14 protein-coding genes are annotated in these 12,792 nt (G+C 71.4%); 13 read left to right on the top strand and 1 reads right to left on the bottom strand.

Annotated features, from left to right (window positions below):
* Nucleotides 1-53: 53 nt before the first annotated feature.
* Nucleotides 54-308, bottom strand: coding sequence for a hypothetical protein (locus GA0074694_RS06215; protein ID WP_245714562.1), 255 nt, complete (start codon nucleotides 306-308; stop codon nucleotides 54-56).
* 104 nt (nucleotides 309-412) lie between these two features.
* On the opposite strand from GA0074694_RS06215, the gene GA0074694_RS06220 reads away from it, so the two are divergent.
* The 13 genes from GA0074694_RS06220 to GA0074694_RS06280 all read left to right on the top strand — a co-directional run bounded on the left by GA0074694_RS06220 (nucleotide 413) and on the right by GA0074694_RS06280 (nucleotide 12,743).
* Nucleotides 413-904, top strand: coding sequence for an SRPBCC family protein (locus GA0074694_RS06220; RefSeq protein WP_091453800.1), 492 nt, complete (start codon nucleotides 413-415; stop codon nucleotides 902-904).
* Nucleotides 891-1,466, top strand: a complete 576-nt coding sequence (locus tag GA0074694_RS06225; protein WP_425413608.1) for a flavin reductase family protein — start codon at nucleotides 891-893, stop codon at nucleotides 1,464-1,466. Before GA0074694_RS06220 ends, GA0074694_RS06225 begins: the two co-directional genes overlap by 14 nt.
* 165 nt (nucleotides 1,467-1,631) lie before the next feature.
* The gene (locus tag GA0074694_RS06230) at nucleotides 1,632-2,000 is read left to right on the top strand and encodes a DUF485 domain-containing protein (RefSeq protein ID WP_091453807.1); all 369 of its coding nucleotides are present in this window, start codon (nucleotides 1,632-1,634) and stop codon (nucleotides 1,998-2,000) included.
* The gene (locus GA0074694_RS06235; protein ID WP_091453811.1) at nucleotides 1,978-3,651 is read left to right on the top strand and encodes a solute symporter family protein; all 1,674 of its coding nucleotides are present in this window, start codon (nucleotides 1,978-1,980) and stop codon (nucleotides 3,649-3,651) included. The genes GA0074694_RS06230 and GA0074694_RS06235 overlap by 23 nt, the downstream gene beginning before the upstream one ends.
* Before the next feature lie 116 nt (nucleotides 3,652-3,767).
* Nucleotides 3,768-4,745, top strand: coding sequence for an NAD-dependent epimerase/dehydratase family protein (locus GA0074694_RS06240; protein WP_091453815.1), 978 nt, complete (start codon nucleotides 3,768-3,770; stop codon nucleotides 4,743-4,745).
* Between the two features lie 77 nt (nucleotides 4,746-4,822).
* Nucleotides 4,823-6,043 carry an LCP family protein gene (locus GA0074694_RS06245; RefSeq protein ID WP_091453818.1) on the top strand — a complete coding sequence of 407 codons (1,221 nt, stop codon included), beginning with the start codon at nucleotides 4,823-4,825 and terminating at the stop codon, nucleotides 6,041-6,043.
* Between the two features lie 206 nt (nucleotides 6,044-6,249).
* The gene (locus GA0074694_RS06250) at nucleotides 6,250-7,464 is read left to right on the top strand and encodes an LCP family protein (RefSeq protein WP_091453821.1); all 1,215 of its coding nucleotides are present in this window, start codon (nucleotides 6,250-6,252) and stop codon (nucleotides 7,462-7,464) included.
* Nucleotides 7,465-7,619: 155 nt separating this feature from the next.
* On the top strand, nucleotides 7,620-8,618 hold the full coding sequence (locus GA0074694_RS06255; protein ID WP_425413578.1) for an LCP family protein: 999 nt from the start codon (nucleotides 7,620-7,622) through the stop codon (nucleotides 8,616-8,618).
* A 29-nt stretch (nucleotides 8,619-8,647) separates the two neighbouring features.
* Nucleotides 8,648-8,983 carry a rhodanese-like domain-containing protein gene (locus GA0074694_RS06260; RefSeq protein ID WP_091453823.1) on the top strand — a complete coding sequence of 112 codons (336 nt, stop codon included), beginning with the start codon at nucleotides 8,648-8,650 and terminating at the stop codon, nucleotides 8,981-8,983.
* 10 nt (nucleotides 8,984-8,993) lie between these two features.
* On the top strand, nucleotides 8,994-9,779 hold the full coding sequence (locus GA0074694_RS06265; RefSeq protein WP_091453825.1) for a glycerophosphodiester phosphodiesterase: 786 nt from the start codon (nucleotides 8,994-8,996) through the stop codon (nucleotides 9,777-9,779).
* A gap of 67 nt (nucleotides 9,780-9,846) precedes the next feature.
* Nucleotides 9,847-11,295: a sensor histidine kinase gene (locus GA0074694_RS06270; protein WP_091453828.1), complete on the top strand. Its 1,449-nt coding sequence runs from the start codon at nucleotides 9,847-9,849 to the stop codon at nucleotides 11,293-11,295.
* 73 nt (nucleotides 11,296-11,368) lie between these two features.
* On the top strand, nucleotides 11,369-11,788 hold the full coding sequence (locus tag GA0074694_RS06275; protein WP_176737931.1) for an ATP-binding protein: 420 nt from the start codon (nucleotides 11,369-11,371) through the stop codon (nucleotides 11,786-11,788).
* Nucleotides 11,789-11,858: 70 nt separating this feature from the next.
* Nucleotides 11,859-12,743, top strand: a complete 885-nt coding sequence (locus tag GA0074694_RS06280; protein ID WP_091453833.1) for a DUF5926 family protein — start codon at nucleotides 11,859-11,861, stop codon at nucleotides 12,741-12,743.
* Nucleotides 12,744-12,792: the final 49 nt, after the last annotated feature.

A 12,792-nucleotide genomic window follows, 5' to 3' on the forward strand; every position in this document is an offset into this window, starting at 1 on the left:
GGCGCGCTACTCGCTCCGCTGTGTGGCTGCGTGGTGCTGGCCGGGCGCTCCGCTCAGCGCAGGCGCAGGAAGGCGTAGAGCATGCGGCTGTCGGTGGCGCTGGTGACGCTGACCAGCTCCCACCCGAAGTGGGAGAGGTACTCGACGGCCTCCAGGAGTTGGGTGATGGAGCTGCTCGCCATTCGCGGCCGGGTGACGACCGCGAGGTGCCGGTGCGGGTAGCCGCGGAAGTCCACCTCGTTCCGGAGCACGGATTCCGCGATGACGAGTCGACTGCTGGCGAGCTGCTGCGGTGTCACAGGGGCCATGCCCAGCACGATAGAGGCCACCCGCATCCCCCGCTGGTCAGCCGCCACCCGGCCGGCAGCCGGCGACCCGTGCCCGGCTTGGCCGACGGCGGCACAATGGGCCGATGCCCGTCGTCGAATCGGTCGTCACCGTCCCCGTGCCCCCGGAACTGGCGTTCGCCGTGTCGCAGACCGTCGGGTCGGTGCGCTACCGGTGGGACCCGTTCGTCCGGGAACAGCACTTCGCCGACGGGGCGACCCGGCCCGGCAAGGGGGTACGCACGGTCACCCGCTCCCGGCACGGGCTGCTCATGGTCAGCGAGTACGTCTCGTACGTCCCGCCGAGTCACGTGGGGATGAAGATGGTCCGGGGCCCGTGGTTCTTCGAGGTGTTCGCCGGCGGCTGGCGGTTCGCCCCCGGCCCCGAGCCGGACACCACGGTCGCCACCTGGCGGTACAACTTCCGCTGCCGTCCGGCGTTCCTGCGGCCGGTGGCGGAGCGGATCGGGACGTGGCTGCTCGGCCGGGACATCCGCCGCCGGATCGCCGGCTTCGCGGCCGGCTGCGCCGACCCGGTGGTGGTGGCCGCCGCCGCCCGGCCCGATAGCGAGCGGTGAGGCCCACGGAACCGCCGGCCGGGTCACAATGTTTCACGTGAATCATCAGCCGGGCGCGGAGATCCACCACGTCGATCCGTTCGCCACGCCGGCCGGGGAGCGGTCACCGGCCCGCCGGCTGCGGGGACGGCTGGCCTCCCCGGTGACCCTGTGGACCGCGCCCGGACCGGCCGGGCTGACCGTCTCGTCGACCCTGGTCGCCGAGGGTGAGCCGGACCGGCTGCTCGGGCTGGTGGATCCGGAGGCCGACCTGTGGGCGGCGGTCGAGGAGTCCGGCCGGTTCGCGGTCGCCGTACTCGGCCCGGCGCATCGACAGCTCGCGGACCGGTTCGCGGGTCTCTTCCCGTCCCCCGGTGGCCTCTTCGCCCTGGACGAGTGGGTCGACACGCCGTACGGCCCGGTGCCGGCCGACGCCGGCGGCTGGGTGGGTTGCCGGCTGGACGGCAGCCGCGAGTGCGGTTGGGCGCTGCTGGTCGAGGCGACCGTCGAGGTGGTCGAACTGACCGAGCGGGCCGAGCCGCTGCTGCACCACCGGGGCCGGTACCGCACCCTGGCGGACTGAGCGTCTGCGACGACCACTCGACTGAGTGATCTAGGTCACTCGGCGCAGGTAATCGGCCGTTCGGCGCAGCGAGCGGCCGGCACCGATCTTTCCCTTTCCCGGCGGGGCGCGCCCTCCCTACGGTGCGCGGAACACCCCAAGCCTGCGAAAGGTGGTGATCTACAGATGTCGACGGACACACCCGCGCCCGCCACGCCGACGAGCCGCGAGCGGCATCTCGCCGTGCAGCGGTCGGACGAGTTCGCCGGTCTGCGCCGCGCGCTGCGCGGCTTCGTCTTCCCGATGACCGTGGCCTTCTTCCTGTGGTACGCGCTCTACGTGATCCTCTCCGCGTACGCGCGGGGTTTCATGGGCACGAAGCTCTTCGGCAGCAACGTCAACGTCGCGCTCGTCTTCGGGCTGCTCCAGTTCGTCTCGACGTTCCTGATCGCCTGGCTCTACGCCCGGTACGCCGACCGCAAGATCGACCCGGTCGCCGACCGGATCCGTGCCGAGATCGGGGAGGTGAACCATGAACACGGTCCTCGCGGCTGAGGCGGGCAGCACCACCGCCCGCAACCTGACCATCGCCCTGTTCCTGGTCTTCGTGGCGGCCACGCTCGCGATCACCATCTGGGCGAGCCGGCAGACCAAGACGGCCACCGACTTCTACGCCGGCGGCCGGTCCTTCTCCGGTTTCCAGAACGGCATGGCGATCGGCGGCGACTACATGTCGGCGGCCTCGTTCCTGGGCATCGCCGGGCTCATCGCCCTGTACGGCTACGACGGCTTCCTCTACTCGATCGGCTTCCTGGTCGCCTGGCTGGTGGCGCTGCTGCTCGTCGCCGAACTGCTGCGCAACTCCGGCCGGTACACGATGGCCGACGTGCTGGCGTTCCGGATGCGGCAGCGCCCGGTCCGGACCGCCGCCGCGGCCTCCACCATCACCGTGTCGATCTTCTACCTGCTGGCCCAGATGGTCGGCGCGGGCGCGTTGGTGGCGCTCCTGCTCGGCATCCGGCCGGGAACGACGTTCCTCGGCATGGACGCGGGCACCGCCAAGGTCGCCACCATCATCATGGTCGGCGCACTCATGATCATCTACGTCACGGTCGGCGGGATGAAGGGCACCACGTACGTGCAGATCGTCAAGGCGTTCCTGCTGATGGGCGGCGCGCTGGTGATGACCCTGCTGGTGCTGGCGAAGTACAAGTTCAACCTGTCGTCGCTGCTCGGCGACGCCGCCTCCTCCTCCGGTAAGGGCAGCGCCTTCCTCGAACCGGGGCTCCGGTACGGCGTCGAGGTGGCCGGTAACGCCACCCAGACCTTCTACAACAAGATGGACCTGCTCTCGCTCGGCATCGCCCTGGTGCTCGGCACGGCCGGCCTGCCGCACATCCTGATCCGCTTCTACACGGTGCCGACCGCGAAGGCGGCCCGCAAGAGCGTGCTCTGGGCGATCGGCATCATCGGCACCTTCTACCTGCTCACCCTGGCCCTCGGGTTCGGGGCGGCGGCACTGGTCGGCAGTGAGGCGATCACCGCCCAGGACAAGGCGGGCAACACGGCCGCGCCACAACTCGCCGAGGTGCTCGGCGCGGACTTCCTCGGCGGCGACCTGGGCGGCGCGACCCTGCTGGCGATCATCGCGGCGGTGGCCTTCGCCACCATCCTGGCGGTGGTGGCCGGGCTCACCCTGGCGTCCTCGTCCAGCCTGGCCCACGACTTCTACGCCAACGTCATCAAGAACGGCCAGACCTCCGAACGGCAGGAGGTCCGGGTGGCCCGCATCTCCGCCCTGGTCATCGGCGCGGTCTCCATCCTGCTGTCGATCTTCGCGCAGAACCTGAACGTGGCGTTCCTGGTCGCGCTCGCCTTCGCGGTGGCCGCCTCGGGCAACCTGCCGGCGATCCTCTACAGCCTGTTCTGGAAGCGGTTCAACACCTCCGGCGCGGTCTGGGCCATCTACGGCGGCCTGCTCTCGGCGGTCGGGCTGGTCTTCTTCTCGCCGGTGGTGTCGGGGCTACCGACGTCGATGTTCCCCGACCACGACTGGCAGTGGTTCCCGCTGTCCAACCCGGGGATCCTCTCCATCCCCTTCGGCTTCCTCTGCGGTTGGCTCGGCACGGTGATCTCGAAGGAGAGCGACCAGGAGAAGTACGCCGAACTGGAAGTCCGCGCCCTGACCGGGGCCGGCGCCCACTGACAGGTGATGATCCACGCCGCTCCGGCGGTTGCAGGGGCCCCCTCCTCATCAGTTTGCGGTAGGAGGGGGCCCCTGCAACCACCCGTCGGGCGGCACCGCTGAGTAGGCTGGCCGGCATGAAGGTAGCTCCCCGTTTCGGCGCCGGTCACCGCATTCTCGTCACCGGCGGTGCCGGTTTCGTCCCGTCGCACCTGGTCGACGTACTGCTGGACCGTGGTTGCACAGTGGTGGCGGTGGACAACTTCGTCACCGGGTCGAAGGAGAACGTCGCCCACCTCGCCGAGCGCCCCACCTTCACGTTGGTCGACGCGGACGTCTCGGACGGCCTGCCGACCCACCACCCGGCGCTGGCGGAGCGCTTCGACGCGATCCTGCACATGGCCTCCCCGGCCAGCCCGACCGACTTCGCCACCCTCCCGGTCGAGATCCTCCGGGTCGGCTCGGTCGCCACGCTGCACCTGCTCGACCGGGCGGTCGCCGACGGGGCCCGGTTCCTGCTGGCCTCCACCTCGGAGGCGTACGGCGACCCGAAGGAGCACCCGCAGCGGGAGACGTACTGGGGCAACGTGAACCCGATCGGCGTCCGCAGCGTCTACGACGAGGCCAAGCGGTTCGCGGAGGCGGCCACCATGGCCTACCACCGGCGTCACGGCCTGGACGTCGCCATCGTGCGGATCTTCAACACGTACGGCCCCCGGATGCGGCCGGACGACGGTCGGGCCATCCCCACCTTCATCGCCCAGGCCCTGCGCGGCGAACCGATCACCGTGCACGGCACCGGGGCGCAGACCCGCTCGATCTGCTACGTCGACGACCTGGTGCGCGGCATCCTGCTGCTGCTCGACTCGACCGAGACCGGGCCGATCAACTGCGGCACCGAGCACGAGATGTCGATGCGGCAGCTCGCCGAACTGATCGTGTCGCTCTCCGACAGCACCTCGGAGGTGACCTACGTCACCCGGGCCGCCGACGACCCGGAGATGCGGCGACCGGACCTCACCCTGGCCCGCGAACTGCTCGGATACGAGCCCCGGGTCGCGCCGGAAGACGGCCTCCGACGCACGATCGACCACTTCCGGAAGCGGTTGGGCTGATTTCCCCGCCGGTGTTCGGCAGCCGGCTGAGCGTCACCTGAAGGCATGACTGGCTCCGGGTCCGTACCCTGAGTTACATGTCAGCGACCTCGTCAGCCGGTCTCCCGCTCCTGTACCTGCGCCGGGGCTCCACCGGGCGCGCCTCGGTCCCCGGCTCCGGCCCGGGCCGGCGATCCAGGCCGGGTGCCGAGCGGAGCCGCGCCGATGCCGGGCCCGCGCGGGCCGACGAGGGGCCGGGCGGTCCGACCGGTCCCGGCGGACCTGGCGGACCTGGTGGTCCGCTCCGGCCGGGTCCCCGTCCCCGCTGGGGTCGGATCGCGCTGGTCGCCGGCGTCGCCGTGCTGGTGCTCGCGCTCCTCGGGGGCCTGGGTGCCTGGGTCTACGCCCGGGGGTTGGACGAGGACCTGGCCCGCACCGACCCGTTCAAGCAGATCACCGAGGGGCGGCCGGCCAAAGAGGTCGACGGCGCGGTCAACATCCTGGTGGTCGGCAGCGACTCGCGGGACCCGGACGCGCCGATCGACCAGTCCAGCAAGTGGCGGGCGGACACCATCATCGTGATGCACATCCCGTCGAGCCACGCCGAGGCCTACCTGGTCTCCATCCCCCGCGACCTCTACGTGCCGATCCCGGAGAGCGCGAACGCGGATTGCGCATCCGGCCAGCGCGGCAAGATCAACGCAGCGTTCGCCTTCGGTGGGCTACCGCTGGCGGTACGAACGGTGGAGTGCTTCACCGACGTGCACCTGGATCATGTGATGGCGGTCGACTTCGCCGGGTTCAAGCAGGTCACCGACGCGCTCGGCGGAGTGGACCTGCCGGTGGAGCGGACCGTCACCTCGATTCACAAGCCGTACCGGACCTTCACCAAGGGCGTCAACCACATGAACGGGGCCGAGGCGCTGGACTGGATCCGGCAGCGCAAGCAGTTCCCGGACGGCGACTTCGCCCGGATGCGGCACCAGCAGGAGTTCCTTCGGGCGCTGATGGACAAGGCGGCCAGCAGCGGCACGCTGACCAATCCGCGCAAGCTGAACGCCTTCCTCCAGTCGGTTACCGACGCGGTGACCGTGGACGAGGGTTTCTCGCTGGTCGACATGGCGATGCAGTTCCGGAAGCTGCGCGGCGAGAACCTCACCTTCGTGACCAGCCCGCACCTGGGCAGCGAGACCATCGACGGCGAGTCGGTGGTGGTCTCCGACCGGGAGAAGGCGCTGGCGATGTACCAGGCGATGGCCGGGGACCGAATGACGGAATGGGTCAAGGCGAATCAGCCCGCTAAATCCAACGGCGGCTGAGGGCTTCGACGGACGTCAGCACAGATCGGCGGTCGGAGCGCCGGTAACGGGCTCTCCGACCGCCGATCGGCTCCAATATATCAGCCGTTCGGACAGCAATCCGCGGTGCGGGCGGATGGACCGCACATATCGGCGGGAAGAACTCGCCAGATCGGGAGCGGATCCGTAAAGTGGTCCCGCCCCCGATATCGCGGACTGGAGCACGCATGCCGGTTCAGACCCGCCGTCGCCCTCCATCGCGGGAACCCGTCCCCGCGGGCCGGGCTTCCGCCTCCGTCGTTCCGCCACCCCGCCGGGGTGGCGGTCGTGGTACGGACGCGCCCCCGAAGCGGAAGCGACGCAAGGACCCGCTCTGGGCCCGGATCACCGTGGTCGTCGGCGCGGTCCTGATGATGACCAGCGGTGCCGCGATCGTGGGCAGCAAGGCGATCATCGGTCAGGCCACCGGGAACATCTCCCAGCAGAACCTGCTCGGCGACGCCGGCAAGAGCGACGCCGAGGGTGGCGACACCCTGGAGGGCCCGATCGACATGCTGCTGCTCGGCGTGGACGCCCGGGCAAGCTGGGCCGCCGACGACGTCCGGGCGGACAGCATCATCATCCTGCACATCCCGGCGACGCATGACCAGGCGTACCTGATCTCGATTCCCCGGGACACCGAGGCACACATCCCGGCCTTCAAGAAGACGGGCTTCAACGGCACCACCGACAAGATCAATGCCGCGTTCCAGTACGGGGCGCGCAACGGTGGCGGCTGGGCCGGGGGCGCCCAGTTGATGGCGCAGACCATCAAGAACATGACCGGGGTGAGCTTCGACGGCGCTGCGATCATCAACTTCGGCGGTTTCAAGAAGGTGATCGACGCCCTGGGCAGCGTACGCATCTGCGTCAGCCACGAGGTCGAGTCGATCCACATGTCGTACGTCGACGGCAAGCCGATGTGGAACGCCGACGCCAAGAAGACCGGCAAGGAGCGGACCCCGGTGGTGCACAAGAAGGGCTGCCGGGAGATGGAGGGCTGGGAGGCCCTGGACTACTCCCGCCAGCGGAAGAGCCTGAAGAACGGCGACTACGACCGCCAGCAGAACCAGCAGCAGCTGATCAAGGCCATGGCTAAGAAGGCGATCAGCGACGGGGGGATGACCAACCCGTTGAAGCTGAAGAAGCTGATGGACGCCGCCGGGGACACGCTGATCCTGGACACCGGCCGGGCGGACGTCGCGGACCTGGTCTTCACCATGCGCGGGGTCACCGACAACGAGCTGACCATGCTGCGGACGAACAACGGCACCTTCCACGTCAACGAGCACGGCCGCGAGGCGCTCAGCCCGCTGACCCTGGACATGTTCAAGGCGGTCAAGGAGGACCGGCTGGCCGAGTTCGTCTTCGCCAACCCGAGTGTCCTCTCCACCCGGGCGTAGGTCCGACCGGGCTCCGGCGACCGGGGCCAGATCCGGCGGATCGGGCGAATGACGCCCGTAACGCGAAACGGACTCGTAACCTGAGGTGAGCAGGGCTCGTCTCAGGCTACGGGGGAGGCGTCACGTCCAGGTCAGCGCGGACCGGGTCGGGGCCGGTGGGCAGCGGCGCGCCACGTTGGGCGCGGGCCCTGGTCGGGGTCGGTCTCGCCCTTGCCCTGGTCGCGGTGGCCGCGGTGGTGGGGGTACAGGTCCTCACCGAGCGGTACGACCGCGCGGTGGCTCGGGGACACCTGCTCGACGACGACGCACGCCGGAACCGGACCGATCCGGAGGGGCCGCTCAACTACCTGCTCGTCGGCTCCGACCGGTTCCGGGGCACCGCCGACGCCGACCAGCGCTCGGACACGATCCTGATCGTGCACCTGCCCGCCGGGCTGCGCCGGGCATACCTGATCTCCGTCCCCCGCGACCTGCTGGTCGCCATCCCACCGGCCCCCAACGGGTACGGCGGCGGCCAGGACAAGATCAATGCGGCGTACGACCTCGGCGGCGGGGGTGACGGCGGCGCCCAGCTGCTCTCGGCCACCCTGCACCGGCTGACCGGGCTGGAGTTCGACGGTGCCGCCGTGGTCGACTTCACCGGGCTCCGCCGGGTCGTCGACCTGCTCGGCGGCGTCCGCATGTGTGTCGACACCGAGGTCCGGTCGGTGCACACCGGCACCGTCTTCGCCCCCGGCTGCCGGCAGATGGACGGGGCCGCCGCGCTGGACTACGTGCGACAGCGGTACGACCTGCCCGACGGCGACTACGACCGGCAGCGGCACCAGCAGCAGCTGCTCCGGGCGATGCTCGACCGCGCCGGCCAGACCGACCTGCTGGGTGACCCGCTCAAGCTGGACGAGCTGATCCGCGCGGTGGGCGACTCGTTGACCGTGGACACCAACGGCGTACCCCTGGAGGACCTGGTCCTCGCGCTGCGCGCGCTCCCCGCCGACGCGCTCCTCGGCATCCGGGTGCCCTCGTCGCCACAGCTCATCGGCCAGGTGTCGTACGTCGTCCTGGACGACGGCGGCAACGAACTCTTCGAGGCCGTGCGTGGCGCGCGGATGCCCCGCTGGGCCGCCGCGAATCCACGGTGGGTGAGCCCACTCTGAACCGGTTCGGGGGTCTAACCTTGGTACCCGTGTTCGGACCCGAGATTCCCACCGTGACCGTGAACGAGATCACCGACGCCACCTACCTGATGGACGTACGGGAGGACGGCGAGTGGGCGGCGGGGCACGCCCCCGGCGCACACCACCTGCCCATGATGGAACTGCCCGCCCGGCTCGCCGAGGTGCCCACCGACGTCGACGTCGCGGTGATCTGCCGGTCCGGCGGTCGCTCGGGCCACGTCGTCGCGCACCTGGTGCAGAACGGGTGGAACCGGGTCCGCAACGTCGAGGGTGGGATGCAGCAGTGGGCCGCCGCCGGTCGTCCGGTCACCACCGACAGCGGAGCACCGGGTCAGGTCGTCTAGGTCGACGGCGATGAGTGGGCCACTGGTCTTCGCCCACCGCGGTTCCTCCGCCGCCCTGCCCGAGCACACGCTCGCGGCGTACCTGCGGGCGCTCAAGGAGGGCGCGGACGGGTTGGAGTGCGACGTCCGGCTGACCCGGGACGGGCACCTCGTCTGCGTGCACGACCGCCGGCTGGACCGGACGAGCAACGGGCGGGGCAAGGTCAGTGCACGTACCCTCGCCGAGTTGGAGGCGCTGGACTTCGGCTCGTGGCACCCGGGCTGCGGACCCGACGCCGACGAGCCGGTCGACCCCGCGCGTACCCGGCTGCTCACGCTGGAGCGGTTGCTCGACGCGGTACACGGGGCCGGCCGACCGGTGCGGTTGCTGATCGAGACCAAGCACCCCACCCGGTACGGCGGGAACGTGGAACGACGGCTGGTCGACGTGCTGCGCCGGTACGGCCTCACCGAGCAGGGACCGGACGACCCCGTACGGGTCACCGTGATGTCGTTCTCGCCGCTGGCCGTGCGGCGTACCCGGGAACTGGCCCCGACGCTGCCGACCGTGCTGCTGCTGGACACGCTGCCCGGGTGGCTACGGCTGGGGCGGCTGCCCTTCGGGGCCCGGATCGCCGGGCCGGGCATCGCGCTGGTCCGGTCCCGGCCATGGCTCGTCCCGACGCTGCGGGCCGCCGGTCACCAGGTGTACGTCTGGACGGTCAACGAGCCGGACGACGTCGACCTGGTCCTCGCCGCCGGGGTGGACGGCATCATCACCGATCGACCGGCCCTGGCCCTGGCCCGGCGTGGTTGAGCCCGACGGCGGGGCCGGATCAGGTCTGGGGTGTCGGGAACCCGAGCGGGAAGGCACACTCTGGGGCATGCCGGAGCGACCCGACTACGCCGCTCTCATCGCCGGCCACACCGTCGTGGTCGAGAGGATCAACTCGGGTGACACCGGGCTGCCCGTCCTCACCCAGCTGCTCCGGGTGGCCCAGCCGGCCCTCGGGGCGACGGGGATGGCGTTCGTGGAGTTCACCCCGCACGGCGGACGGGTGATCGCGGCGACCGGCGCCGCCGAGTGGGCGCTCGGTCGGCCGCTACCCCCCTCCGATCCGGCCACCGCCTGCCTGATGCACGGTCCCCGGGTGCAGCGGGTCCGGATCGACCGCTTCACCGGCAACCTGGCCGAGGAGCTGACCCGGCGGGGGCTCTGCTGGCTGATCGCGGCGCGGGCCGAGATCGGCGGTCGGCCGGTCGGCAGTCTGCACGCCCTGCACCCCACCGTGGACGGGGAGGCCACCGCAGTGGTCGGCTACCTCGCCTCCTGCATCGCGCACATGTACGGCGACCAGACCGGGCTGCCGGTGCACGGCGACGGCCCGGTGGTGGCGGCGCTCGCCGACGGCCTGGCCGTCGTGGACGGGGAAGGCTACGTCCGGCTGTGGAACCCGGCCGCCGCCGAGGTGACCGGCCGCAGCACCGGGCAGGCCCTCGACCACCCGTTGCCGTTCCCGTTGCCGCCGCCGGGGCAGGTGCTCGACCACCGGTTGCCGGACGGGCGCTGGCTGCGCGTCGCCTCCGGTGAGCTGCCCGGACCGGGCTCCCTGCGGGTGGTGACCTTCCGCGATATCACCGACCAGCAACGCCGCGACCAGGAGCGGGACCTCTTCGTCGCGGTGACCAGCCACGAGCTGCGCACCCCGGTCACCGTCATCAAGGGGTACGCGAACACCCTCACCGACCACTGGGACTCCCTGACCGACGCGGACCGCCGCAAGGCGGCCCGGGTGATCGGCCAGCGGGCCAACGAGCTGGCCCGCCTGCTCGACCGGCTGCTCTCCTCCGCCACCGACCTCGGGACGGGCGCGGACACCCCGCCCACCGCGATCGACCTCGTCGAGGCGCTCCGCTCGGCGGTCACCGATCTCCCCGCCGAGCTGCGGCAACGGATCGTCCTCGACCTGCCCGCCAGCCTGCCCCCGGCGCTCGGCGACCGGGCCGACCTGGCGACCGTCCTGACCGAGCTGACCACCAACGCCGACAAGTACTCCCCGCCCGACTCCCCGATAACGATCAGCGTCGACGCCGACGAGCAGACCGTCGCGTTCCGGGTCAGCGACCGGGGCGTCGGCATCCGGCCGGAGCACGTGGAACGGGCCTTCGAGCGGTTCTGGCAGGGCGAGTCGGGGGACCGGCGGCGCTATCCCGGCGCGGGGCTCGGCCTCTATCTCGTCCGCCGGCTCGTGGAACGTCGGAACGGGTGGGTATCACTACGGCCAGGGACACAGGGAGGTACGGTCGCAGAGGTGCGGCTGCCGCGCGGGTGAGATCCCACCGGCGCGAGGTACGCGACGAGGAGGCACGGGCGTGTCGGCGAGGTCGGCGGAGCGGTCCTGGTGCGTGGTGGTGCCCCACCACGCGAGTGGGGCACGCCTGGCCCGGCACCGGCTGGCCGCGGTGCTCTCCGCCGAGGTGCCACCGCCCCTGCTGGCCGATCTGGTCGCGGTCCTCGCCGAACTGGTCGGCAACGCGGTCCGGCACGCCGAACCGCTCCCCGGCGGGGTGGTCCGGGTGGCCTGGCGGTTGCGCCCCGAGGGCGACGGGCAGCACGTCCGGATCCGGGTGACCGACGGCGGGGCGGCGTCACCGCCCCGGATGCGGACCGCAGGACTGGACGCGGCCGACGGGCGCGGACTGCACATCGTCGCCGGTCTGGCGAGCCGGTGGGGTGTCGACCGCGACGGTCTCGGGCAGAGCGTCTGGGCCGACTTCGACCCGGCCGAGGTGAACCGGCCCGATCTGGTGGCCGCGGGCGGGTGACCGGGACGCGCCGACGGGTCCCACGTACCACGCCCCACATCCGTGCCCCCGGCCCTTAGGCTGTCTCGCCGTGAGCAAGCGTCGAAAGAACCAGCGGGCCGCCGAAGACACCCCGAAGCGGGAGAAGGTGCGGGACATCTTCGTTCCCCGCCCCTTCGAGGGACTCACCGACGAGGCGGAGTGGATCGCCCTACGCGAGCTGGTGCCGGCCGCGTCCGCGCCGCTGCGTCTGACGCCCGCGCTGGTCGAGGAGTACGGCGACCGCCCGGTGACTCTGGCGACGGTGCTGCCGATGGCCACCCCGGCCATGACCAAGCCGGACGGGCGGATCTTCATCGGGCTCCAGCGGCACCTCCAGTCCGGTGACGTCTCCCGCGACCTGGCGGAGGCGCTGCTCTGCGCACTGCGTACCGAGCCGGGCCGGTCCGTCCCGGTGCCGCCGCTACCCGGTCCGGGTCCGCGCCTCCAGGACGTGCTGGTCGACGGACCGCTGGAGGTCACCATGCACGACGGGTTCGAGTTCTGGCTGGACCCGGGCGCGAGCGACGACCCGAACGTGCAGGCGTCGCTGGAGCGCGCCAACGCGGCGGTCTACCCAACCGTCAAGCTTTCCGCGGCCCGCGCCGCGTACTGGTGCCAGGTGCCGGAGCAGGCGCACGTGCGCTGGGTCCTCCCGGACGACGAGGACGCCGCGCTGGACACGCTGGCGCGCCTCGGCGCCGCCGGCACGTTGACCCTGGGCGAGCAGACCCGCTTCGCCGGCATGTTCCGGGCCCACGGCCGGCTGGTGCCGGTCTGGGACCTGCCCGCGTCGCCGCCCGCCGCCGACTGGGAGGAGCCGCTGGCGCAGTTCGCCAAGCGGTACGCCGAGGCGCTCGCCGACCGGACGCCGCTCGACGCAGCGGGCCGCCGGGCCCGGCAGGGCCTGCTCGGCAGGCAGCTGACGCTCCGCTGAGCCCGCCCATGTTCACCGGGCTGCTGAGCCTTCCCGGGCTCACCGGGCT

It is taken from the genome of Micromonospora inyonensis, assembly GCF_900091415.1.
GTDB classification, from domain to species: domain Bacteria; phylum Actinomycetota; class Actinomycetes; order Mycobacteriales; family Micromonosporaceae; genus Micromonospora; species Micromonospora inyonensis.